This window comes from Streptomyces sp. NBC_00076, from assembly GCF_045041235.1.
Lineage (GTDB): Bacteria > Actinomycetota > Actinomycetes > Streptomycetales > Streptomycetaceae > Streptomyces.
Genome location: NZ_CP108242.1, coordinates 1,081,437 through 1,103,576, shown reverse-complemented (window position 1 = coordinate 1,103,576; position 22,140 = coordinate 1,081,437). Strand labels below are relative to the sequence as shown.

The window sequence follows — 22,140 nt, the reverse complement described above, 5'->3', positions numbered from 1 at the left end:
GGGGTGAGGGGTGGACGATGACGCACGGCACGAACGCCATGCTCGTCGGTGTGAGACGGGGCGAACCGGCGACCGTGCCCGGCGCGTTCTGGCGCAGGAGTGACAGCCGGCCGCTCGCGGTCGTCGCCGCCGCCTTCACGCTCGCCCAACTGCTCCTCGTCCGCCCCGGCCTGGGCCTCGGCTGGGACGAGACGGTGTATGTCAGCCAGGTCGGCACCCAGGCCCCGGCGGCCTTCTTCAGCGCACCGCGCGCCCGGGGCATCTCCCTGCTGGTGGCGCCGATCGCGTCCTGGTCGACCTCCACCGAACTGCTGCGCGTCTACCTCGCGCTGCTGTCCGGCCTCGGCCTCTACCTGGCGCTGCGGGTCTGGCGCGGACTCTTCCCGACCCGGGTCATGGCCCTGGCCGGAGCGCTCTTCGCCTCCCTGTGGGTGACGCTCTACTACGGCCCGCAGGCCATGCCCAACCAGTGGGTCGCCCTCGGCGCCCTGATCACCGTCGGCTGCTTCCTGCGCGCCCGCGCGGACCGTCTCGACCGGCGCGCTCTGTGGGGCGTCGCGGCGGGCGCCGTACTCATGGCGTGGATGCGGCCCACCGACGCCGTGTGGGTCACGCTGCCGCTGCTCGCCCTGGTGGCGGCGGCCCGCCTGTGGCGCCCCGCTCTCGCCCTCGTCGGCGGGCTCGTCGCGGGCGCGGCGGAGTGGGTGATCGAGGCGTACGTCAGCTACGGGGGCCTGGGCCGACGGCTGTCCGACGCCTCCGACATACAGGGCGGCCTCGGCCTGCAGTTCGCCGTCGACGACCAGTTACGCAGCCTGGGCGGACGGGGCCTGTGCCGCCCCTGCGCCGGCCCGATGCCCCACCCGGCGGTGACGGCCTGGTGGTTCGTCCTCCCGCTGCTCGCCGTCCTCGGACTCGTCCTCGCCGTGCGGGCCCGGCGCGCCGGATCCACGCTGGTGCCGCTGGCCTGCGCCGTGACGGCCGCCTTTCCGTACCTGTTCATGATCGGTTACGCCGCCCCGCGCTTCCTGCTGCCCGTCTACGCCCTGCTGGCGATCCCGGTCGCCGACGCGCTCCTCCACCTGGTCACCAGGCCGAACGGCAGGTGGCGCCCGGTGGCCGCCGCCGTGGTCGCGCTGGGGCTGGCAGGACATCTGGCGGTGCAGTACGTCGTCCTGGAGCGCACCGTGGACCGCACGGGTGCCGACCGCCGCGACTGGGCCCGTACCGCCGACGAACTTCACCGCCTGGGGATCAGTCCGCCCTGTCTGCTCACCGGACACGAGGCCCTCCCCGTCGCCTTCTACACCGGCTGCTCCTCGGCGGCGACCAACGGTCCCAACGCCAACAGCACCGTGGCGGACATCCTGGGCACCGCCCGCCGGATCCCGACCGCCACCCTCGTCAAGCCCGGCGGCACCCCGCCCTCGTACGCCCGCGACTGGGACACCCACCGCTCCGCCGGCACGGACCTTCGCGTGGCACCGCCCCCCGCCGGACCCAGGTGACGCGAGCAGCGCGGGGCGCTGTGCGTCGGACCGGCGTTTCCCGTCCGCGCGCACTTGGTAGGACTCACGTTGTCGGTACGCGGACGAGGGGGACGGCCATGACGTGGAACGAGAACGGCGGGCGCTTGGGGGAGGAGTTCTTCACCCCGGGGATGTCGTCCTTCACCGATTTCCTGGCAGCACACCGCCCCGAACTCCTGAGCACCCGGCGCGTCCTTCCGGACGGTGTGGCCGCCGCACCCGACCAGGTGCCGCACGGCACCACCATCCTCGCCCTCACCTACCGCGACGGGGTGCTGATCGCCGGGGACCGACGGGCGACGATGGGAAACCTGATCGCCCAGCGTGACCTGGAGAAGGTGCACCCCGCCGACGACTACACGGCCGTCGCCTTCGCCGGCACCGTCGGCCTCGCGCTGGACCTGGTGAAGCTCTACCAGGTCGAGCTGACGCACTTCGAGAAGATCGAGGGCGTCGCCATGACCCTCGACGGCAAGGCGCGCCGCCTGGCCGGCATGATCCGGCAGAACCTCGGCCAGGCCATGCAGGGCCTCGCCGTCGTACCGCTGCTCATCGGTTACGACGCCGCGGCACCCGAGCACCGCAAGGGCCGCATCTTCAGCTTCGACGTCGCCGGCGGGCTGTACGAGAAGACCGACTTCCACGCCGAGGGCTCCGGATCGCCGTATGCCCGGGGTGCGTTGAAGAAGCTGTTCCACCCGGGCATGGACCGGCGCGAGGCCGCGCTGGCAGCGCTCCAGGCCCTGTACGACGCGGCCGACGACGACTCCGCCACCGGCGGCCCGGACGTGAGCCGCCGGATCTTCCCCATCGTGTCCGTCATCACCGAGGACGGCTTCGAGCGGCTGCCCGAACCGGAGACGGAGGCGCTGAGCCGTGACATCGTCGAGCAGCGCGGCAACCGGCCCGACGGACCGAACGCGAGGCCGTGACAGGCGGCTTTCCGCACTCGTGGGGAAGTTCTGCCACGGGCTTTTACCGCACGTGACTTGTCGCCGCCGGAGGATGCCACAAGGCTGCTGGACGCGGCCGTACGTCCGAAAGATGGTTCCTCCTCCCGATGGCGGTCGCCCCTGACTCCGCTCCGCCTCCTCCCCGCGACCGCCCCCGGGAGGGGCCCGGCCCGGCACCGCGTCCGTGGCTCCAGGACGCGGCAGGAGTGGGTCAGGGCGGGCGGGACGGCGACCTCGTGGTGGCCGAGCTGCCCCGGCGGGGGGAAACGGGAAACGATCACACCATTGGCGTAGCGACAGAACGATTCGCCAGGTGAAGGGCACCGCGAATGATCAAACCGCGGGCCGCGGAAGGGCGATCCTGGGGCGGCAATCCACCGATCGGCAGACAGAGCCCCCGGCCCTGCTGCCTCCCTTGCCCAAGGAGATCCCCTTGCCTGTTCGTCGTATGGTGACCAGCGCCCTCGGTTCGGCCGCCCTCGTGCTCGCCACGATGGGCGCGGTGACCACCGCCGCGGGCCCGGCGGCCGCCGCCCCGTGCGGTTTCTACGAGACCGGCTCCGACGCCTACTACAACCACTGCACCTCCGACGGCTCACGGGTCGTCATCAAGGTGGAGGTCGCCTGGGCGCCCGACTACGAGCGGTGCGTCGCGCCCGGCACGTCCTGGCTGGGCGGCGCGAGCAAGATCGACGGCGCCTACTACGTCGGCCGCACCTGCTGACCGGTCCGCACCGCGCTCCGTACCGTCCGGCCCGCACGGTACGGAGCGCCCGGGCACCACGACGACGTGCCCGAGGCCGAGCCGGGACCGGGCTCAGGCCCGCAGCCTGAACTCCTTGCGCCACTTGCCCAGTTGCTTCTCCGGATCTCCGGTGTACGACCACGGGGACCGGGTGGCGCGTCGGTCCATCATCCGCAGCAACGAGGCGGCCACATCGTGGACACCGGCGTGACAGGCCGCGTGGGCCAGGTAGTTGACGTCACGCAACTCGGCGGGCGCCACCTCGCTCTCCGCCCGGCCACTGATCCAGTGCTGCCAGGTGCGCCATACGTCGCTGACAGCTCCGTCGTTCCTCCAGTGCTGCCCGAGGCTCACGGACGCCCGTTCGTCGTGCGCGACGTCCTGGGCGAACCGGTACTCCTCGACCCGGGCGTACTGCACCAGCACCGGCAGCGCGGAGCCGGGCGGCGCACATCCCGCCGCGTCGCGGGCGAAGTCGTACATGAGGCCGTGCGTGCCGTGCCAGCGCGAGGAGTAGTAGTGCAGGATCTGCAGGTGGCCCTCCACGCTGTACGGGTCGCGCTCGTACAGCGCGTCCCACCAGCGTTCCAGTTCCTGCACCCGCACCCCCGCGGGGTACAGCCGGGCCACCGAGATCAGGGAGACCCACGGCGTGGGGTCCTCCGGATAGGCCTCCGCGGCCTGCAGACAGGCCAGCACAGCGCCGTCGACGCGGTGCTGGTCGATCGGTACGCCCCGGCCGGCGGCGATCGCCAGGCTGAACGCCCGGGCCGTCTCGGTGGCCGCGCGCAGCACCAGCGCGTCCCCGCGACGAGGCTCGGCGGCCACCCACGACTCCACCGACGAACTGCTCGCGCAGGCCTGGGCGAGCAGCCGCACCCGGTGGCCCCGGGACGCCCAGTTCGGGCCGGTGGCGTACAGCAGCTCACGCAGCCCCTGCCAGCGGCCGATGACGATGTCGTGGCGCGCCGACCTGAGGGCCGTGTCTCCGCAGTCGGGGTCGAAGTCGGGAGTGAAGCGGTCTCGCGCCATCGGGGTCTCTCTCAGAAGTCGGTGGGCAGACCCTCGTGGAACGGGGAGCGCGGGACGGCGCCCTCGTCGGGGACGTAGTCGATGTCGACGGCACGGGAGGCGTCCAGCTTGGCCGGCCGGTAGTACTCGCTGCCCTGCCGCCAGTACCAGAACATCGGGATCAGACCGACCGCGAGGCCGCCGATGCCGATCGTGATCGCGGCCGCGCTCAGCTCACCCAGCGACTCGACGAAGACCCAGAACATGAACAGGGCGCCCAGCAGCGGCCACAGACCGCCGAAGACGAAGTTGGACACCGACTTCAGCAGCATCCTGCGGTAGGCGACGACCACCGCGAGCCCGGCCAGCCCGTAGTACACGGCGATCTGCAGTCCGATCGCCGAGATGGCGTCGGAGAGGATGTCACCGACCGTGCCCAGGGCGTTGGAGGCGACGAGCATCCCCAGCGCCACCGTGCCGACGACCACGATCGCGACCCACGGGGTGTTCCACCGCGGATGGACCCGGCCCAGCGCCGACGGCATCGTACGGTCGCGGCCCATCGCGAACAGCGAACGCGTGACCTGGATGAGGGTGGTCTCCAGCGTCGCGATGGTGGACAGCATCACCGCCACGATGAGCAGTTTGCCGCCCCAGCCCGGCCAGATCTCGTCGCCGAGCACCGCCAGCACGTTGGCGTCGTTCCCCTCGATCTGCTGGGAGGAGAGGATCACGTTCACCGCGATGGTGAACACCTCGAACAGCAGGAAGACGATGCCGACGCCGATCAGGCCCGCGAGTCCTGTCGTACGACGGCTGTTGCGGGTCTCCTCGCTCAGGTTGCTGGTGACGTCCCAGCCCCAGTAGTAGAAGGCGGCGATGAGCGCGCCGGACGCGAAGCCTCCCACGCCGTCGAAGTGGCTGAACCCGAGCCACGACCAGTCGAAGGCGAGGGCGTGCTGGGAGTGGAAGAAGGCGAGGACGACGAAGAGCGCCAGGACGGCCAGTTCGACACCGGACATGACGAGCTGGGCGCGGACGGTCAGCCGGGCACCGCCGAGCACCACGAGCACCATGACCAGGAACCACAGCCCCCCGATCGCCGTGGACAGCCCGGTGTCGTCGGCGAGACCGTCGTCGAACAGCGCCAGGGTCATGGAACCGGCGGGCAGTGAGCCGGCCACCATGAAGATGGTCGCCGAGATCACCAGCGCCCAGCCGCTGATGAAGCCCAGAAAGGGGTGGAGGGTGCGTCCCACCCACGAGTAGCTGGCGCCCGCGTTCACATCGATCCGGCCGAGATAGCTGAACGCCAGCGCGATGCCCAGCATCGGTATCGCGCAGTACAGCAGGGCGGCCGGGCTGGCCAGGCCCACCGCGCCGACCAGCACCGCGGTGGTCGCGGCCAGCGAGTACGCCGGCGCACTGCCCGCCACCGCCATGACGACGGTGTCGAACGTCCCGAGGGCATTGGCCTGCAGCCCTCTGCCCCTCACATTGCTCATGGTTGCGCTGCTTTCCGTCGTGCACGACGCGAGGGCCAGGAGGCCCTTTCTGCGTAAGGGACGTAAGGGGTGGGACGGGACCCGTCCAGAACCGGAGAGGGATGGCCTCGGGTCAGGGGCGGCGAAAAGCGGGTGGCGGACGGCGGCTCTCTCCCCGTGTCGGCGCCGGTCACACCGTGTGTTCGAGTGATGATAGCGGGACTTATTTAGCTTTCAATATTGACTGGTGAGTAATCTCCCGAACCCGCCCACGGACCACTTCCGTCCCACGTTCGAGGTTGGGCTCCGCGTACCTGGAAACGCGTCCAGGGCGCCGGAGCGAAGCCGGGCGAAGCAACGAACGAGGGAGGCAGCCCATGGGCACCCAGCCGATGGCGGACGACGCGTACCAGCCCACCGGAACCAACGAGGAGCAGGAGGACGCGGGCCCGCTCGACCTCCAGGACGCGCTCGACGAGCGCACGTACGACGAGACCCTCGACGAGGGCTACTCCCCGCCGGAGAAACCGCTCGGCGTCACCAAGCACGGCACCACGGCCGTCGAACAGCACGACGGGGAGAGCCTCGACCAGCGGTTGGCCCAGGAGGTGCCCGACGCCGCCGAGCCCGTGGGGGACGGGCTCGGTGACCTCCCCGACGGCGAGGGAGAACCGGTCGACCCCGAGGCGGGCACCGGCCGCGCGGGCCGGCTCGTCGCCCCGGACGAGGGCGCCCACCCCGACACCACCAAGGAGGCCGTCGCCTCCGACGTGGGCATCGACGCGGGCGCCGCCGGGGCGGAGGAGGCCGCCGTCCATGTCGTCGAGGACGACGAGGACGAGCAGGGAGCCGGGTTCGACGAGGCAGACGGGTTCGGCGAGTTCGACGAGGGCAACTGAGCGGGGCGGGGCGCTCAGTCCCCGATACGGTCGATCAGGCGGAGCTTGTTGGTGGCGTCCAGGGCGGCGACCTTGTAGGACTCCGCGAGCGTCGGGTAGTTGAACACCGCGTCGACCAGGTAGTCGACGGTGCCCCCGCAGCCCATCACCGACTGTCCGATGTGGATGAGTTCGGTGGCGCCGGTGCCGAAGCAGTGCACCCCGAGCAGGGTCCGGTCCTCGGGCGAGACCAGCAGCTTCAGCATGCCGTGCGAGTCGCCCATGATCTGCCCGCGGGCCAGTTCCCGGTAACGGGAGATACCGACCTCGAACGGCACCCGGTCCTCGGTGAGCTGGTCCTCGGTCCGGCCGACGAAGCTGATCTCGGGAATCGTGTAGATACCGATCGGCTGGAGGTTGTGCATCCGCGGGACCGGCTCCCCGCAGGCGTGGTACGCCGCCGCCCGGCCCTGCTCCATCGAGGTCGCCGCCAGTGCCGGGAAACCGATGACGTCGCCCACGGCGTAGATGTGTTCCACCTCGGTGCGGTAGTGCTCGTCCACCGTGATCCGCCCGCGGGCGTCCGCCGACAGGCCCGCCTTGTCGAGGTCGAGGTCGTCGGTGAGGCCCTGGCGGCCCGCCGAGTACATCACGGCGTCGGCGGGGATCTTCTTGCCGCTCTCCAGAACGGTGAGCGTGCCCCGGGGATGGCGCTCGACGGCGGCCACCGTCTCCCCGAATCGGAACGTCACCGCCAGGTCCCGTAGCTGGTACTTGAGCGACTCGATCACTTCGACGTCGCACATGTCGAGCATGCCCGCCCGCCGTTCCACCACGGTGATCTTGCTGCCCAGCGCGGCGAACATCGACGCGTACTCCATGCCGATGACCCCGGCACCGACGATCACCATGGAGCGCGGCACCCGTTCCAGGGCGAGCACGTTGTCCGAGTCCATGATGGTGCGTCCGTCGAACTCGACCGTGTCCGGCCGGGCGGGCCGGGTTCCGGTGGCGATGACGACGTGGTCGGCGCTGATCAGGCGTTCGTGACCGGTGACCTCGCGCAGGGCGACGGTGTGGTCGTCGACGAAGCGGGCGGTGCCGGAGCAGAGGGTGACGTGGTTGCGGGACAGCTGGCTGCGGATGACGTCGACCTCACGGCTGACCACGTGCTGGGTGCGGGCGGTCAGGTCGGCGACGGTGATGTCCTCCTTCAACCGGTAGCTCTGTCCGTACAGATCGCGCTGGGTGAGACCGGTGAGGTACAGCACCGCCTCGCGCAGGGTCTTGGAGGGGATGGTGCCGGTGTGGATGGAGACCCCGCCGACCATGTCGGGGCGGTCGACGACGGCGACCCGGCGGCCCAGTTTGGCCGCGGCGATGGCGGCCTTCTGACCACCGGGTCCGGATCCGATGACGAGCATGTCGAAGTCGGTCACCCTCCGGAGTCTGTCAGTCCCGGTGCCCCTTCGAAAGGGGCGAACGTACACCCGACGACCGCGAGTCCCGGACGGGGCCCGACGCGGACGCGGCGGCGCATGCCACCGCGTCGCGGCCGGCTACGGCAGCAGCTTGTCGAGCGCGGCCGGGCCCTCCTCCGCCAGCTTGCGCCTGGCCCATTCGAGGTTGTGCGGGGTGAGGTCCTTGCCGGACGCGAGCACCACGTCCTCGGGGGACACGTCCGTGCCGGTACGGGCGTGCAGCAGGGCGTCCGGGGTGGTGCGGTCCTCGGACTGCCCTGACGTGTCGGGCTGTGACGTCGTCATGATGTCTGCTCCTCGGATCCGGATCGTTCCTCGACCCCGGTTTCCCTCACCGGGCCCGATATCACCATTCAACGCCCGGGCGCACCCTGCATCCCGAGAAAGCCGAGGGAAGCCGAGGGACCGGCGGCACACGACCGGCCCCCGGGTGCTCGGGATGCCCGGACGATCACTCCGGCGTCTAATGAGGGTGTCCGAGACCCGGCGCAGAAAAGGCAGGGCATGCCAGCAACCGAGACAGCCGAAGAGGGGGCAGGGGGCAGCGCCGCTCCGGGTTTTCTGCGGCGGCTCGGGGAGTGGTGCGCGCGGCACTTCGTCGTCGTCATCATCGCCTGGCTGGTGGCCGTCGTCGCCCTCCAGGTGGTCAGCAGAGCGGTCGGCGGGACCTACGAGGACAACTTCCAACTGCCGGGCGTGCAGTCCACGGACGGCCTGGACGTACTGAAGGAGCACGACCCGCAGGCCGGGGGCTACAGCAGCCAGATCGTCCTGCACGACGACCAGCAGTCCGTGAGCGCGCTGAGTTCGCAGCTGTCGACGACCGTCGGCGACCTCCAGAAACTCCCCCATGTGCTCTCGGCCCAGAACCCGCTCTCCGTGACGTCGTCGAAGGTCGGCCCGGTGTCGAGCGACGGCAAGACCGCGTACGTCACCGTCCGCTTCGACGTGCAGCCCTCCACCCTCGGCGACGACTACCTGACCGGCGTGGACAACGCCGTCCAGCCGCTGCGGGCGGCGGGCGCCGACGTCGAGTACGGCGGTTCGCTCGGCGAACTCGCCCGCCCCGCCGCGGACGACCGGATCAGCGAGCTGATCGGCTTCGCGGTCGCCGTCGTCGTCCTGCTCGTCGGCTTCGGCAGCGTCATCGCGGCCGGCCTGCCCCTGATCACCGCCCTGATCAGCGTCGTCGGCGGGCTCGCCATCCTGGGTCTGCTGGCCGCCGCCTTCACCTTCGCGACCGTCTCGCCGACCCTCGCCACCATGATCGGCCTGGGCGTCGGCATCGACTACGCCCTCTTCCTGACCACCCGGCACCGGCAGAACCTGATCGACGGCGCCGACCCCGCCGAGGCCGCCGGACACGCCACCGCCACCAGCGGCCGGGCCGTGCTCGTGTCCGGCACCACCGTGATCATCGCGCTCTTCGGTCTGTACGCGTCCGGGGTGTCCTTCATCGGCAAACTCGGACTCGCCGCCGCCATCACCGTCGTCTCCGCCGTCGTCGGCGCCCTCACCCTCGTGCCGGCCCTCCTCGGACTCATCGGCAGGCACATCGACCGCTACCACGTCCGCAAGCCGGTCGCCGAGACCGACGCCGAACCGGGCGCCGCCTCGCACGGCACCTGGCACCGCTACGCCAAGCGCGTCGAGCGCAGGCCCTGGGAGTACCTCGGCGCCGGTGTGGCCGTCATCGCGATCCTCGCCATCCCGGTCTTCTCCATCCAGCTCGGTCACATCGGCGACGGCGCCGACCCGACCTCCTTCACCGACCGGCGGGCCTACGACCTGATGACGGACGCCTTCGGGCCCGGCTCCAACGGCCCCCTCACCGTCGTCATCGACCAGACGTCCGTCCCGTCCGACAAACGCTCCGACCTCTCCGCCCAGGCGCAGAAGACCCTGAACGCGGTGCCCGACACGGCCACGGTCACCCAGCTGACCCCCACCAGCGACGGCGACGTGCTGCTCGCCACCGTCTACTCCGAGGAGTCCCCGCAGAGCGCCACCACCACCGACCTGACGAACCGTCTCGTCGACACCACCCTCCCCGACGCGGTCTCCGGCTACGACGCCAAGGGCTACGTCACCGGCACCACGGCCGCCCAGGTCGACTTCCGTGACATCGTCGCCAGCCGGCTTCCCCTGATCATCGCCGTGGTCGTCGCCCTCGCCTTCCTGATCATCCTCGCCGTGTTCCGCGGGCTCCTCGTCGCGGTCAAGGCCGCCGTCCTCAACGTCCTGTCGATCACCGCCTCGTACGGCGTCGTCGTCGCCGTCTTCCAGTGGGGCTGGGGCGGGCCCGCACTTGGCGTGCACGGCAAGGTGCCCATCGAGAGCTATGTGCCGATGATGATGTTCGCGATCATCTTCGGGCTCAGCATGGACTACGAGATCTTCCTGCTCTCCCGCGTCCACGAGGCCTGGCTGCGCACCGGCGACGCCAAGGACTCCGTCGCCCACGCCCTGGAGATCACCGCGCGGGTGATCACCTGCGCGGCCCTGATCATGGTGAGCGTGTTCTCGGCGTTCATCATCAGCGACAACATCGTCGTGAAGATGCTCGGGCTCGGCCTGGCCGTCAGCGTGCTGATCGACGCCACCGTCGTACGCCTGCTGATGGTCCCGGCGGTGATGACCCTGCTGGGGCGGCACGCCTGGTGGACACCCCGCCTGCTGGACCGGATCCTCCCGCACATCGACGCCGAGGGGGACAACCAGCGGGTGTGACCGTCAGGGGTCCGGTGTCCCGGGCATGAGGACGAGCATCGTGACGTCGTCCTGGAGGGTCCTGCCGTCCCGGAGGAGATCCGTCCACACCTGTCGGGCCAGCGCGTCCGGGTCCTCGGAGGCGAAGCCCGAGAGCCGGTCGGTGAGGGGGTAGAACGCGCCGGAGGCGTCCCTGGCCTCGGTGACCCCGTCGGAGGCGAGGAAGAGCAGGTCTCCCGGTTCCAGCGGCACGGTGAGACCGACGGGCGGCCCGCCGTCGGGCAGCCCGAGACCGAGCGGCGGTTGCGGGGCGATCTCGATCTCGATCAGCCGGCCGTGCCGCAGCAGCAGGGGCCCGGGCTGGCCGCACGCCACGATCCGTACCGTCCGCGCGTCCGCGGCGAACTCCAGCAGCACCGCCGTCGCGAACAACTCCGAGGTCGGCGTGCCGGCGGAGTCCAGCACCAGCCGGCGGTCCAGCCGGGCCGCCATCGACTCCGCGTCCGGCTGGTCCACCACCGCCTCCCGGAACGCCCCCAGCAGCGAGGCGACCGTCGCCACGGCCGACAGCCCGTGCCCCTGTACGTCGCCCATCACGGCCCGTACCCCGAACGGCCCCTCCCGTACGTCGAAGAAGTCGCCCCCGACCAGCGTCCCGCGCTGCGCGGCCCGGTACAGGCCCGCACACCGCACCGACCCCACCCGCGGCGGGAGCGGCGGCACGACGGCAAGCTGCGCCGCCTCCGCGACGGCCCGTTCGGTGACCAGCTGGGCGTCCCGATGACTGCGGACGAACGACACGAACACACTCAGCGCGGCGACGAAGCCGACGGTCAGCACATCGGTGCTGCCGGGATCGTTCAGATGGAACACCGGAATGTTCAGCACGGCCAGCACGAGCCCGCCGAGCACCGCGGTCGCAATGGGCCCGTAGGACAGGACGGCCAGCGGTGGGATCGCACCCAGCAGGAAGCCGATGTCGAGGGGGTCGGGGCTGATCAGGGTCGCCGCGCACACGGCGCCGAGCAGGGCGGCCGGCAGCACCCGTACCCAGCCCGGCGGTGGCGCGCCGCCCCGCAGCCAGTCCCGCCGGTCCCGCTCGGGGCGTGACCGCCCGCCGCGCACTCCGCTCACACCCTCTACGCTGCTACGACCGCCGCGGCACCGCATGCCGGGGCGCGTCCCAGGGGCGAGAGGCTGGAAGCCGCGAACGCGGGCACCCCACTACGCCGAGCGATGCACGCGGCCACCGAGGGACATCGACGTGCGGGCGCGTAAAGGGACGCGAGAGCGCTCGTATGCTCGTACGACGGATTCGGGCCCCGATGCCGCGTACGGCCGTCCTCCCGGTGCGCAGCACAGCGCGCGTTTTATTCGGCCTCACGTGCCGCTCGAGCCGTGTACGGTGAGCCGTCACGCCCCGAGACGACGGAAGGAGGCGAGTGCCGTGAAGGCCACAACCACCCAGCGCTCCCTTACCGTTGCCCCGGCGTGCTTCGTCTGACCGGGAGCGCTCCACGCCGTACGCATCCCGGAGGAACCCGTGACCGATCTGGTCATCCGCGCGCTCGACGAGCGCGACGCCCCACTCTTCGACACCATGCCGGACCCGCTGAACGCCCGCGAAGGACACCGGCTCACCCGCCACCGCCCCGACTGGAAGCGGGTGGCCCTGCGCGACGGCGAGGTCGTGGCGCGCGCCGCCTGGTGGGGTGGCCCCGACGACACCGAACCCCTCTGCGTCAACTGGTTCGACGTGGCCGAGGGCGAGGAGGAGGCGGGCACCGAACTCCTGCGCACCGCCCCCTGGCAGGTCGAACTCGAAATGAACCTGCCCCCCGGCTGGCGCGAGGACCCGGCCCTGCGCGCCGCGGCCGAGGCCCGCTTCACCGCCGTACGGAACGCCGGATACGCGCTCTTGGTGGAACGCTTCCTGTACCGGTGGACCACGGAGTGCGGGCTGCCCGAGCGGCCCGGACGCCTCGAGTTCCGGTCCGAACCGGACGACGAGGTGTTCCGCGACGCCCTGCGCCGCATCCACTCCGTCACTCTGGACGCGCATGCCCTCAAGGCCATCGAGGAGGGCGGCCTCGACCGGGCCGCCCAGGAGGAACTCGACTTCTTCCACTGGTGCCCGTCGCCCAGGGAGTGGTGGCAGATCGCCTACACCCCGCGGGGCGAGCCGGTCGGCATCCACATCCCGGCGCACAACCCCGCGGGGCCCTGCGTCGGCTTCATCGGAGTCCTGCCCGACCAGCGGGGACGCGGCTACGCCTACGACCTCCTCGCGGAGTGCACCCACTTCCTGGTCGAGCGAGGCGCCGAGTTCGTCGCCGCCGCCACCGACCAGGGGAACTTCCCGATGGCCGGGAACTTCGCCAAGGCCGGCTATCCCGTCGTACGGGAACGCCTGAACTTCCACCTCGGGCACACCGGCTGATAAGGCCGCTCCGGCACTGACAGCCGTTCCTGCACTGGCAGGCGGTCCGGTCCGTCTGTCAGCGCCGGGTGGCATGCTGATCGACGGTGTGAACGGCGGCGGGGCGACGAAGACGGCGGTGGGCTTCGACGGGCGGGCCTGGCGGGGGCGCAGCGGGAAGGCGACGGTCGGGGAGACCGTCGGGCCGGTGCGGGCACCGCCAGGGTCAGGCGTCGTCGAGCAGCGCCTCGGCCGCCGCCAGGATCTCGGTGACCCGCAGACCGAACCTGGCGTCGCACGCGTGCGGGCGGCCGGTGCGGGCGGCGTCGAGCAGGGCGTCCGCGGCCCGGGCGACGGCCGACCCCAACCCCTCGGAGCTCTCCGGAAGGGCACTCACCCCCGCCTCGCCCCGCAGCTCCACCGCGTCACCCGCCGCCGCGGGCGGTGCCGTGAGGCTCAGCGTCAGGGTGCTCGACGCGCCACCGGCATGGTTCAGGACCAGATGGACGGTGTCCCCGGGACCGTGCGCGGCCGCCGCCACCCGCCGGACGTCGCCGAGCACCGGAAGCAGCACGGACAGGGCATGCGGTCCGACGTCCCACAGGGCGCCCTTCTGGCGCCGCCACGGCGAGTCGGCGAACGGGCTGTCGCTCGTGAACACCGACCCCAGCCACTGCGCCCGCGCGGTGAACCAGCCCTCCACACCCGCCTGTTCGGTGATCCACGTCTCGGTCTCGGCCAGGAAACGGGAGGTGAAGAAGACGACCGAGGCGACGCCCGCGTCCTGGACGGCGTCGACCACCGCCCGCCCCTGCTCGACCGTCATGGCGAGCGGCTTGTCCAGCAGCAGATGGCAGCCCGCCCGCGCGGCCCGCGCCGCAAGCGCCGCCTGCACGTCCGGCGGCAGGGCGACGGCCACGGCGTCCACGTCGGCGAACAGCGCGTCCACGTCGTCGTACGCCCGTGTGCCGTGCAGGTCGGCCAGTTCCTTGGCCGCGTCCAGGCGGCGGCCCCACACCCCGACGAAGTCCAGCCCCGGGTGTTCGCTCAGGGCAGGGGCGTGGGCCATCGAGGCCCAGGGGCCGGTGCCGAGCAGTCCGATGCGCATACCGCTGCCTCTCCACGCCGTACTACCTCGTGATGACCGGCGCGGGTGGGGGGACCGGTCGGGGGTGAGCGTTTCACACCGGTGGTGCTGGTGCGCAAGCCCTTTCGATTCCTGACGACGGGATCCTGACACGGGCGGGCCACCGGGGGACCCACCGCGGTCCGGGCGGCCACCGGGATTCAGTGGCCCGGGTGCTGAATCCGTTCTCGTTCTTCTATTGGACCTTCGGGGTGCGGGCCAGCGAGGCTGGAGTGCGTCCGTCGTCGTGGGCGCCCGTCCTGGCGTCGGACGCCGTCGGTTCTGCCGTACAGCCGAAAGAGGTCACGAGGTCATGCACACCCGCCGTATCGGTGATGTCGAGGTGAGCGCGATCGGCCTGGGCGCCATGCCCATGTCCATCGAAGGCCGACCGGACGAGGCCCGCTCCCTCGCCACGATCCACGCCGCACTCGACACCGGCGTCACCCTCGTCGACACCGCGGACGCCTACCACCGGGATGCCGACGAGGTCGGCCACAACGAGACCCTGATCGCCAAGGCCCTCGCCTCCCACGACCGCGGCCGGGAGGTCCTGGTCGCGACGAAGGGCGGCCATCAGCGCCCCGGCGGCGGGAGCTGGACCCTCGACGGCCGCCCCGAGCACCTCAAGGCCGCCTGCGAGGCCTCGCTGCGGAGGCTGGGCGTGGAGGCGATCGGGCTCTACCAGTTCCACCGTCCTGACCCGAGGGTGTCCTACGCGGAGTCCGTCGGCGCGATCCGTGACCTGCTCGACGAGGGCAAGATCCGCATGGCCGGCATCTCCAACGCCGACCCGGACCAGATCCGCCAGGCGAACGAGATCCTCGGCGGCCGGCTGGTCTCCGTGCAGAACCAGTTCTCCCCGGCCTTCCGCTCCAGCGAGCCGGAACTGCGCCTGTGCGACGAACTCGGCATCGCCTTCCTGCCCTGGAGCCCGCTCGGCGGTATCTCCCGCGCCGGTGAACTCGGCTCCGCACACGCCCCGTTCGCCCGGATCGCGGGGGCCCACGGAGTCAGCCCGCAGCGGGTCTGCCTGGCCTGGATGCTCGCCAAGTCGCCGGTGGTCGTGCCGATCCCGGGCGCGAGCCGGCCCGAGACCATCCGTGACTCGGCCGCGGCCACCGACCTGGTCCTCACCACGGAGGAACTCGCGGAACTCGACGCCGGCTGACCCCTCACCCACCCCTCGTTCGTGGCCGGCCTCGGCGTGGACTGGCACCGGCAAACATCCGGTCCATAGGATGGACTCCCTGTCCTGCCAGGCCAGTTGGCGCGGCACGAAGCTGGGGGAAAGATGCAGACCGGTAAGCAGCTGTCCACGTCGATCGACGCCGCCGTACCCACGGCCGCGCGGATGTACGACCACTACCTGGGGGGCAAGGACAACTACGCGGCCGATCGGGCGGCGTGCGAGGAGCTCGACAAGGTCGTCCCCAGCACCCGCCGACTGGCCGTGAACAACAGGCGCTTCCTGCAACGTGTCGTGAAGGTGCTGGCAGCCGACCACGGCATCCGGCAGTTCCTCGACCACGGCTCAGGCCTGCCCACCCAGGACAACGTCCACCAGGTCGCCCAGCGCATCGATCCGGACACGCACGTCGTCTACGTCGACAACGACCCCATGGTGCTGGTCCACGGACGGGCCCTGCTGGAACAGGACGAGCGCACCGCCGTCATCCACGCGGACATGCGGGAGACCGACGCGATCTTCTCGCACCCCGACACCCGCCGTCTGATCGACTTCGACCAGCCTGTCGCCGTGCTCTTCAATTCGGTGATGCACTGCATCCCCGACAGCGACACCGACGGACCCCTCGCGGTGGTCCGCCGGGTCATCGAACGGCTGGTGCCCGGCAGCTTCGTGGTGATGTGCCAGCTGGTCAGCGAGGACCCCGAGGTCCGCAAGTTCGTCACCGACTTCATGGACCAGGCCACCCAGGGCCACTGGGGCCGGGTGCGCCAGGAGAAGGACGTCGCCGGATGGTTCGAGGGCACGGAGATCCTCGACCCGGGCCTGGTGGAGGTCTCCACCTGGCGGCCCGACTCCGAGGTGGCCCCCCGCCAGCTCTCCCACGAGTGGATCGAGTTCGGCGGCGTCGCCCGCATCCTGTGACCCGACGCTGCCTCTCCCTCCCCGGCGGTGCCCTGACGCCACGACGCCCCGTCACGTGACCCTCCCGGTCCCGTGGCGGGGCGTTCCATGTGAGCGGAACGGAAGCCGGTGGCACCCCGCTCAGCCGTAGCGCTGCTCCCTCGTCTCCCGCAACAACCGCAAGGAGTCACGGGGTTCGAGCGCGTCGTCGGCCAGCCGGTCCAGGGCGAGCCGGTACTCCTCGGTCTCGTCGCGGTCCTCCAGGAAGTTGGCGCTCTTGATGTGCTCCAGGTACACCACGTCGGGCAGATCGAGACCGCCGAAACGGAGATAGGTGATCGGGATGGCCGGCGCGGACGCGTTCGTCACATCCAGCGGCACGATCTGCACCGTCACATGGGGGCGCTGGGCCATCGTGATCAGATGGTCGAGCTGGTCACGCATCACCTCACGACTGCCCAGGACCCGCAGCAGCACCGACTCGTCGAGGATCGCCCACAACTGCGGCGCGTCCGCACGCTCCAGCAACTGCGCCCGGCGGGTGCGCAGTTCGACCCGGCGCCGCACCTCGCTCGCGGCCGCCGAGGGCAGCCCCCGCTCCACCACGGCGCGGGTGTAGTCCGGTGTCTGCAGCAGCCCGGGCACGTACTGGATCTCGAAGGTGCGGATCGCGGCCGCCGCCTCCTGGAGGCCGACCAGACGGTCGAACCACTCGGGCATCAACCGTTTGTCGTAGCGCTGCCACCACCCCGGATCGCCCGCGCGCTGGAGCAGTTTGAGGAGCACCGACGCCTCGTAGTCGTCGGTGCCGAACAGCTCCAGCAGGGCGCGGACATCGGTCTCGGCCGGGGGCCGTCGGCCCTTGCCCGACTCGATGCGTGACAGCTTCGCCGGACTGAACTTCAGGGCTCGCGCGGCCTGTTCCTGCGTGAGCCCCGCGTCTTCGCGGAACCCCGCCAACTGCACGCCCACCAGCATCTTCAACAGGGTCGGAGCCGGCTCGGGCCGGTCCAGGTAGGGCTGTAGGCGGGAGATGCGATGTGACTCGGGGGACATCCTGGCTCCCAATAAACCGGCACAGAGACGACTCACACTATCGCACCGCGTAGTGTCGCACCGCATGTGTTCGAAGCCGTAAGGGAGTTGACCGCCGCCTTACAGCAGATGGTCGAACTCGCCCTCCTTCGCTCCGGCCACGAACGCCGCCACCTCGGCCGGCGTGTAGATCAACGCCGGGCCGTCGGGATCACGGGAGTTGCGCATCGCGACGTCCCCGTCGACCAGCGTGGCCACTTCCACGCAGTTGCCCTCGGCGTTGCTGTGCCGGCTCTTGATCCAGCGGGCGTCCAGCGAACTCGCCCGCACTCCGTTCCGTACTGGTGGCACCGCAGTCTCCTTGCTGTTCACGTTCCTCGCCGGGCGTTGCGCCCGGCCGCCCCGGTGGCACGGGCCGGGTTCCCCGGGCCTCTCCAGTCCCACCTGTCTTTCGTGCAATTTCTCGTGCAATTGCACGCGGACGCCGTCTGCGTGGATAATAGCTACGGCGTCAACCCCTCGGATGGCGCCCTCTCTTGACGTCGCATCAGGGAGATGCCGTGTCATCACCTGCGCATCACGTGCTCCGGCCGCCGGGCCAGGCTGTGCCCGGCACAGGGGGAGCGCCCCTCGTCGGCCTCCCGGCACAGCGGCGTCCGGCGGAGGTCGGCATGCGGCCGTCCCCGAGCTCACCGGCAGAGAGCCCGTCGGCCCCGAGCCCGTCGGCCCCGAGCGACGGTCCGGACGCCGCCGCACTGCGCATCAGATGCAGCGGGGAGGGATTCGCCCTGGCCCGGGCCTTCACCCTGGACACCCTGAGCCGCTGGCGGCTCGAGCACCACGGCGACGACGCCGCCCTCGTGGTCACCGAGCTCGCGGCCAACGCCGTGGCGCACGCGGTACCCAGGGCCCCCGTGAGCAAGGCGGAGGTGTGGCTGGGGATCGTGCTCCACCCCGCCCATGTGCTGCTCACCGTCTCCGACCTCGGCGAGAACCCGCCCGAGTTCACGGCCACCGACAACTCCGCCCTGCTGGACCACGGCCGAGGCCTGTGCATCGTCGACGCCCTGGCCGAGGAATGGGGCTGGACCCTGACGCCCCCGGCCGGCAAGACCGTCTGGGCCAGGCTCTCGACCTGCCCTCCCATCTGACATGACCGCCGCGGAAAGGCCCCACGCCATGCGCACCGCTCCGAAGCACGAGCAGAGCACCGAGCGCACAGACCCCCACGAGCCGCCCACCGGGGTGGCCAGGACCACGCCTCTGACGGCTCTGGACCGGGTGCCGTGGCGCGAGATCCAGGACTCCACCGGTTGCGCCGCCGCCATCCCGCTGCTGCTCACCAGCGTGGCCTGCGGCGACCCCGAGACGGCCCGGGCCGCCCTCGCCGATCTGCGTCGCCGCATCTGCCAGTACGGCTTCGTCGTGGAGCAGGCGACGGCCGCCACGGTCCCCTTCCTGTGGGAACTCGCCCAACTGCCGCGGGTGACCTGCCGCGCGGAGATCATCCAACTGCTCAGGAACATCGCCGCCGCCCGACAGTGGGAGAGTACGGCCGCCGTCTACCCGAAGCTGCTCAACCACCGTGAGAACCACGTCGTGTGGGAGCGCAAGGCGCGGCAGGCGGTCCGCGACCGGCGCGGTGCCCTGCGGGGGCTGATGGCCGAGGAGGACACCGAGATCGCCCGCGCGACCACGGAACTCGCCCGCACGCTCGGCGAGTGAGGCCCGGGGCGGGCGTACACGGCGCTGCCCGGCGGACAGCTCGTCCGACGGCGCACGAACGGCGCACGAACGGCGCACGACGGCAGTAGGTGCGTACGCCGGGCAGGTAGTAATGGAATTGCGCCAATTGTGCGCCGTAGGGCACCGGAGGTGAATGGTCCGCCACGGTTCGGGCATACGGTGCGCAAAACTCGAGAGAGGGGCGCTACGTGCTCGTTCCGGACCCGAAGGTCGTCAGAAAGCTGCTGACTCGGTACGCATCGCTGCGGATCGCCCAGGCGCAGAGGGCTCAGGCGGAGAGGGAAAGGGAGGCGACCGCACGTGAACTGGAGGACGTCACCTACACGCTCTGCGTGATGATGGCGGCCACCGACATCCACGAGGCGGTCGCCAAGGCGGACGCCCTGCTCCTCGCCGCCGGACGTACGACACCGGACGCGACGGACGTGGACGGGGAAGACGACGCGCTGCGACTGGCCGTGTGACACCGCGCCGTCCCGCAGTCGCGGGGCCCCTGGGCAGGTCCTGGGGCAGCGCCTGCGGGACGGGGGGCCGTCCTCGCGTGGAACGCGGAGCGGTCTGCCCGCGCTGTGGCGCCGACCACCCGGCGGAACCGCTCGCGGAACGAGGCGGGGGAGCCGACCCCCGCCCGCCGCACGACCCGTTCGATGCGACACGGACCAACTCACCATGCTCACAGGCCTGTTCAACCCGTGGCGGGCGACCGTCACCGCACTGGTGATCGTCCGGCCGGGCTCCCCGACCGGAGCCTGAGAGCGCACCGCCGTTCGCGCCTGCGTCAAGTCCTCCTTCGGAATTCGCCTACCTGTGGGTGGGGGCGCCTACACTCGGCACTCGTGCCCGTGCTGATGGGCACTGACTCGAAAGGCGCGTTGACGGGTGTTCCAGGATTCCCCCATCTACGACCGACTCGTCGCGGAGCGCGGCGACGTCCCGGCTCAGGCACGCAGGGAGGCCGAGCGCGTGACCAGGGAACTGGAGTACGTCATGCGGCCGCTGCAGTCCTTCGGCCCCGGACCCGGCTCTCATCCCGGCCAGCCCACCGACCGTCCGGCGTCCCCGGGCGCGGGCTGGCAGCGGGCGGCCCTGCCCGGCCCACGCCCCTACTGACCGGACCGGCCGCCCGGACCTGACCGGGCCACCAGACCCCCGCCTCGGACGCGGATCCGGCTCACGGACCCCCGCCCCGGACGCGGTTCACCACACCCCGCCCCTGACCGGGCCCCAGGAATCCGGCCCCCACCGGCGGTTCCAGGAACCGGCGCCCGGCCGGGGCCACAGCGCATGCCCCGGGCCGGAACTCAACGCCGCGCCCCATTCGTTCCGTTGACCCGGTCCGGCCGCTCCGGCTCGGGAGGACGCGCCAGCCACTCCGCAACGCTCATCGCGATCGGCTGGCCGGTGTCCACCTCGACGAAGCCGAACTGTCCCGACTGGTTGCACTCCAGGAACCACCAGGTGCCGTCCGCGTCCTCGGCGAAGTCGAAGGCGCCGTAGGCCAGTTCCGCGTCCCGGAGATACGCCCGGACGGTGTCGGCGACGCGCGGCGCAACGTCGGTCGGGCGCCAGGACGCGGTGTTCACCGCGAACCGGACGTCGACCTCGTCAGGATCCGCGTCGTCGGCGACGGCCTTCCGGGCGGCCAGCATCCGGTCGCCCACCACCGTCAGACGGATGTCGGCCCGTTTGGTGATCCGCCGTTGCAGCAGCGTGGGGCCGTAGGCGACGGCGGAGAAGTCGGTGTCCGGGGCGACCCTGCTGGTCGGCACCGCTCGGGGCGGATCCTGCGGATGGGCGCCGGAGACCGGCTTGACCACCAGGTCCGGGTAGCGCTCCGCGAACTCCCGGGCCGCCTGCGGGAACGTCGTGATGAGCGTGGCCGGCACAGGCAGCCCCGAACGCTGCGCGAGGCGCAGCTGCCAGGGCTTGTGCCGGGCCCGGCGGGCCGCGTCGGGATGGTTCATCCAGCGGGCGTCGCTGCCCCGGAGCATGCCGTACAGCGCCTGGGAGGCCTCCTCGGTCAGCCAGGAGGAGGGCGTGGCGGCCCGGGCGGCCGGGACCCCGGGCCTGCGTACCCAGACGGAGCGCAGCCCCCCGATGCTCACCAGGCGGCCCGCGGCCGAGACATGGCCGCGGAACGCGCCGTGCACGTACTCACCGGACAGGGCGACCTCGCCGGTCAGGTCGGCGGGGTCGAGCCGGACCACCGGAACCCCCGTGGCGTTGAGGTGTAAGACCACCATGTCGGCGGTCACGTCCTCTTCGCTCGTCAGAATCAACACGGTCATGTGTCGCGGCTCGTGTTCAGTCGTCGAAGTGCGTCTTGGAGCCCGCGGTGGACGTGGTGGTCCCCAATTCCCTGATCAGGGCGTGATCGCGGGCGGCGATCCGCCCGTCGAAGAGGACGTTCAACTGCAGCCCGGTGTCGTAGACGTACGGAGTGGTGGCGTCCAACTCCATCGATGGGCGTGCGTAGTTGAGCGCGAACGGTTGCATCGTCTCTCCCCTTGCCAATGCTGCTCGATCGAACGGCGGTCGCCTCCGCGGCCCCCCATGGCCGCCGACTTTCCAGGGCTCCCAGAGACTTATACGAATCGAACGGGTGATTGGTTTCCTTACTCTGCGTAATCAGAGTCGCTTCGGCGCCCCGGGCTCGCTCATCTCGGGGGAGGCGCGAAGGGTGCGCAGCGCCAGCAGCAGTACGCCGATGTCGTCCAGGTACACGGGGTCGGGCAGCAGGTCGGTCGGCAGCACGAAGTACAGCAAGGCGCCCCAGAAGACCCAGCGCGGGCCCGTCGGAAGTCCCGCGCGCCGCAGGCTGCGCCGGGCCCGCACCAGCCGAACCAGCAGGGCGATCGCGACGGCCAGCACCAGGGCCGCGAGGATCGCGACGGCGACGAACACTCCGGTGGTCGTGTCCACGGGCGGTCCT

The 22,140-nt window shown here is 71.2% G+C and carries 23 protein-coding genes; 12 read left to right on the top strand and 11 right to left on the bottom strand.

Features of this window, described 5'->3' with window-relative positions; all coding sequences use genetic code 11:
* The first annotated feature begins 17 nt into the window (after positions 1-17).
* The 3 genes from OHA64_RS05125 (at position 18) to OHA64_RS05115 (ending at position 3,206) form a co-directional block, all read left to right on the top strand.
* Positions 18-1,508: a hypothetical protein gene (locus OHA64_RS05125; protein ID WP_405608487.1), complete on the top strand. Its 1,491-nt coding sequence runs from the start codon at positions 18-20 to the stop codon at positions 1,506-1,508.
* 98 nt (positions 1,509-1,606) lie between these two features.
* Complete coding sequence (prcB, locus tag OHA64_RS05120) at positions 1,607-2,461, top strand: proteasome subunit beta (protein ID WP_405608484.1); 855 nt, start codon at positions 1,607-1,609, stop codon at positions 2,459-2,461.
* 454 nt (positions 2,462-2,915) lie between these two features.
* Positions 2,916-3,206, top strand: a complete 291-nt coding sequence (locus OHA64_RS05115) for a DUF6355 family natural product biosynthesis protein (protein ID WP_405608481.1) — start codon at positions 2,916-2,918, stop codon at positions 3,204-3,206.
* Positions 3,207-3,299: 93 nt separating this feature from the next.
* Here OHA64_RS05115 and OHA64_RS05110 read toward each other — a convergent pair whose 3' ends face one another.
* Both OHA64_RS05110 and OHA64_RS05105 read right to left on the bottom strand, forming a co-directional pair.
* A complete protein-coding gene (locus OHA64_RS05110; protein ID WP_405608478.1) occupies positions 3,300-4,259 on the bottom strand; it encodes a hypothetical protein in 960 nt (319 codons plus the stop codon).
* Positions 4,260-4,270: 11 nt separating this feature from the next.
* Entirely contained in the window at positions 4,271-5,743 is a 1,473-nt protein-coding gene (locus OHA64_RS05105) for an APC family permease (protein ID WP_405608475.1), read from the bottom strand.
* Between the two features lie 356 nt (positions 5,744-6,099).
* On the opposite strand from OHA64_RS05105, the gene OHA64_RS05100 reads away from it, so the two are divergent.
* Entirely contained in the window at positions 6,100-6,621 is a 522-nt protein-coding gene (locus tag OHA64_RS05100) for a DUF5709 domain-containing protein (RefSeq protein WP_405608472.1), read from the top strand.
* A gap of 14 nt (positions 6,622-6,635) precedes the next feature.
* On the opposite strand, the gene sthA is transcribed toward OHA64_RS05100, so the two are convergent.
* Positions 6,636-8,039 (bottom strand): Si-specific NAD(P)(+) transhydrogenase, encoded by a 1,404-nt coding sequence (gene sthA / locus OHA64_RS05095; RefSeq protein ID WP_405608469.1) that lies wholly within the window; start codon positions 8,037-8,039, stop codon positions 6,636-6,638.
* A 120-nt stretch (positions 8,040-8,159) separates the two neighbouring features.
* Positions 8,160-8,366, bottom strand: coding sequence for a hypothetical protein (locus OHA64_RS05090; protein WP_405608466.1), 207 nt, complete (start codon positions 8,364-8,366; stop codon positions 8,160-8,162).
* 219 nt (positions 8,367-8,585) lie between these two features.
* Here OHA64_RS05090 and OHA64_RS05085 point away from each other — a divergent pair, with 219 nt between their 5' ends.
* Positions 8,586-10,811 carry an MMPL family transporter gene (locus tag OHA64_RS05085; protein WP_405608463.1) on the top strand — a complete coding sequence of 742 codons (2,226 nt, stop codon included), beginning with the start codon at positions 8,586-8,588 and terminating at the stop codon, positions 10,809-10,811.
* Between the two features lie 3 nt (positions 10,812-10,814).
* On the opposite strand, the gene OHA64_RS05080 is transcribed toward OHA64_RS05085, so the two are convergent.
* Entirely contained in the window at positions 10,815-11,924 is a 1,110-nt protein-coding gene (locus OHA64_RS05080; protein ID WP_405608460.1) for a PP2C family protein-serine/threonine phosphatase, read from the bottom strand.
* Positions 11,925-12,333: 409 nt separating this feature from the next.
* On the opposite strand from OHA64_RS05080, the gene OHA64_RS05075 reads away from it, so the two are divergent.
* A complete protein-coding gene (locus tag OHA64_RS05075) occupies positions 12,334-13,230 on the top strand; it encodes a GNAT family N-acetyltransferase (RefSeq protein ID WP_405608457.1) in 897 nt (298 codons plus the stop codon).
* 205 nt (positions 13,231-13,435) lie between these two features.
* Here the strand turns inward: OHA64_RS05075 and OHA64_RS05070 are convergent, their stop codons facing one another.
* Positions 13,436-14,317 carry a Gfo/Idh/MocA family protein gene (locus tag OHA64_RS05070; protein ID WP_405608454.1) on the bottom strand — a complete coding sequence of 294 codons (882 nt, stop codon included), beginning with the start codon at positions 14,315-14,317 and terminating at the stop codon, positions 13,436-13,438.
* 331 nt (positions 14,318-14,648) lie between these two features.
* Between OHA64_RS05070 and OHA64_RS05065 the strand changes: the two genes are divergently transcribed.
* Complete coding sequence (locus OHA64_RS05065; protein WP_405608451.1) at positions 14,649-15,506, top strand: aldo/keto reductase; 858 nt, start codon at positions 14,649-14,651, stop codon at positions 15,504-15,506.
* A gap of 123 nt (positions 15,507-15,629) precedes the next feature.
* Positions 15,630-16,448: an SAM-dependent methyltransferase gene (locus OHA64_RS05060; RefSeq protein ID WP_405608448.1), complete on the top strand. Its 819-nt coding sequence runs from the start codon at positions 15,630-15,632 to the stop codon at positions 16,446-16,448.
* Between the two features lie 120 nt (positions 16,449-16,568).
* Here OHA64_RS05060 and OHA64_RS05055 read toward each other — a convergent pair whose 3' ends face one another.
* Complete coding sequence (locus OHA64_RS05055) at positions 16,569-17,483, bottom strand: helix-turn-helix domain-containing protein (RefSeq protein WP_405608445.1); 915 nt, start codon at positions 17,481-17,483, stop codon at positions 16,569-16,571.
* 99 nt (positions 17,484-17,582) lie between these two features.
* Positions 17,583-17,813, bottom strand: a complete 231-nt coding sequence (locus tag OHA64_RS05050; RefSeq protein WP_405608442.1) for a DUF397 domain-containing protein — start codon at positions 17,811-17,813, stop codon at positions 17,583-17,585.
* A gap of 320 nt (positions 17,814-18,133) precedes the next feature.
* On the opposite strand from OHA64_RS05050, the gene OHA64_RS05045 reads away from it, so the two are divergent.
* The 4 genes from OHA64_RS05045 (at position 18,134) to OHA64_RS05030 (ending at position 20,318) form a co-directional block, all read left to right on the top strand.
* Positions 18,134-18,613 carry an ATP-binding protein gene (locus OHA64_RS05045; protein ID WP_405608439.1) on the top strand — a complete coding sequence of 160 codons (480 nt, stop codon included), beginning with the start codon at positions 18,134-18,136 and terminating at the stop codon, positions 18,611-18,613.
* 28 nt (positions 18,614-18,641) lie between these two features.
* Entirely contained in the window at positions 18,642-19,187 is a 546-nt protein-coding gene (locus OHA64_RS05040) for a hypothetical protein (protein ID WP_405608436.1), read from the top strand.
* Between the two features lie 209 nt (positions 19,188-19,396).
* Positions 19,397-19,672 (top strand): DUF5133 domain-containing protein, encoded by a 276-nt coding sequence (locus tag OHA64_RS05035; RefSeq protein WP_405608433.1) that lies wholly within the window; start codon positions 19,397-19,399, stop codon positions 19,670-19,672.
* A gap of 415 nt (positions 19,673-20,087) precedes the next feature.
* The gene (locus OHA64_RS05030) at positions 20,088-20,318 is read left to right on the top strand and encodes a hypothetical protein (RefSeq protein WP_405608430.1); all 231 of its coding nucleotides are present in this window, start codon (positions 20,088-20,090) and stop codon (positions 20,316-20,318) included.
* Between the two features lie 191 nt (positions 20,319-20,509).
* Here the strand turns inward: OHA64_RS05030 and tgmB are convergent, their stop codons facing one another.
* From tgmB to OHA64_RS05015, 3 genes are all read right to left on the bottom strand, one after another.
* Positions 20,510-21,496 (bottom strand): ATP-grasp ribosomal peptide maturase, encoded by a 987-nt coding sequence (tgmB, locus tag OHA64_RS05025; protein ID WP_405608427.1) that lies wholly within the window; start codon positions 21,494-21,496, stop codon positions 20,510-20,512.
* A 16-nt stretch (positions 21,497-21,512) separates the two neighbouring features.
* Positions 21,513-21,704 carry a putative ATP-grasp-modified RiPP gene (gene tgmA, locus OHA64_RS05020; RefSeq protein ID WP_405608424.1) on the bottom strand — a complete coding sequence of 64 codons (192 nt, stop codon included), beginning with the start codon at positions 21,702-21,704 and terminating at the stop codon, positions 21,513-21,515.
* 132 nt (positions 21,705-21,836) lie between these two features.
* Complete coding sequence (locus tag OHA64_RS05015) at positions 21,837-22,130, bottom strand: YkvA family protein (protein WP_405608421.1); 294 nt, start codon at positions 22,128-22,130, stop codon at positions 21,837-21,839.
* Positions 22,131-22,140: the final 10 nt, after the last annotated feature.

What these genes read in the sequence shown, in the direction of transcription:
- OHA64_RS05100 (WP_405608472.1), top strand. Translation starts at nt 6,100, where the DNA reads ATGGGCACCCAGCCGATGGCGGACGACGCGTACCAGCCCACCGGAACC.
- OHA64_RS05070 (WP_405608454.1), bottom strand. Translation starts at nt 14,317, where the DNA reads ATGCGCATCGGACTGCTCGGCACCGGCCCCTGGGCCTCGATGGCCCAC.
- OHA64_RS05110 (WP_405608478.1), bottom strand. Translation starts at nt 4,259, where the DNA reads ATGGCGCGAGACCGCTTCACTCCCGACTTCGACCCCGACTGCGGAGAC.
- OHA64_RS05045 (WP_405608439.1), top strand. Translation starts at nt 18,134, where the DNA reads ATGCGGCCGTCCCCGAGCTCACCGGCAGAGAGCCCGTCGGCCCCGAGC.
- OHA64_RS05105 (WP_405608475.1), bottom strand. Translation starts at nt 5,743, where the DNA reads ATGAGCAATGTGAGGGGCAGAGGGCTGCAGGCCAATGCCCTCGGGACG.
- OHA64_RS05060 (WP_405608448.1), top strand. Translation starts at nt 15,630, where the DNA reads ATGCAGACCGGTAAGCAGCTGTCCACGTCGATCGACGCCGCCGTACCC.
- OHA64_RS05125 (WP_405608487.1), top strand. Translation starts at nt 18, where the DNA reads ATGACGCACGGCACGAACGCCATGCTCGTCGGTGTGAGACGGGGCGAA.
- OHA64_RS05040 (WP_405608436.1), top strand. Translation starts at nt 18,642, where the DNA reads ATGCGCACCGCTCCGAAGCACGAGCAGAGCACCGAGCGCACAGACCCC.
- OHA64_RS05090 (WP_405608466.1), bottom strand. Translation starts at nt 8,366, where the DNA reads ATGACGACGTCACAGCCCGACACGTCAGGGCAGTCCGAGGACCGCACC.
- tgmB (WP_405608427.1), bottom strand. Translation starts at nt 21,496, where the DNA reads ATGACCGTGTTGATTCTGACGAGCGAAGAGGACGTGACCGCCGACATG.
- OHA64_RS05085 (WP_405608463.1), top strand. Translation starts at nt 8,586, where the DNA reads ATGCCAGCAACCGAGACAGCCGAAGAGGGGGCAGGGGGCAGCGCCGCT.
- OHA64_RS05055 (WP_405608445.1), bottom strand. Translation starts at nt 17,483, where the DNA reads ATGTCCCCCGAGTCACATCGCATCTCCCGCCTACAGCCCTACCTGGAC.
- prcB (WP_405608484.1), top strand. Translation starts at nt 1,607, where the DNA reads ATGACGTGGAACGAGAACGGCGGGCGCTTGGGGGAGGAGTTCTTCACC.
- OHA64_RS05065 (WP_405608451.1), top strand. Translation starts at nt 14,649, where the DNA reads ATGCACACCCGCCGTATCGGTGATGTCGAGGTGAGCGCGATCGGCCTG.
- tgmA (WP_405608424.1), bottom strand. Translation starts at nt 21,704, where the DNA reads ATGCAACCGTTCGCGCTCAACTACGCACGCCCATCGATGGAGTTGGAC.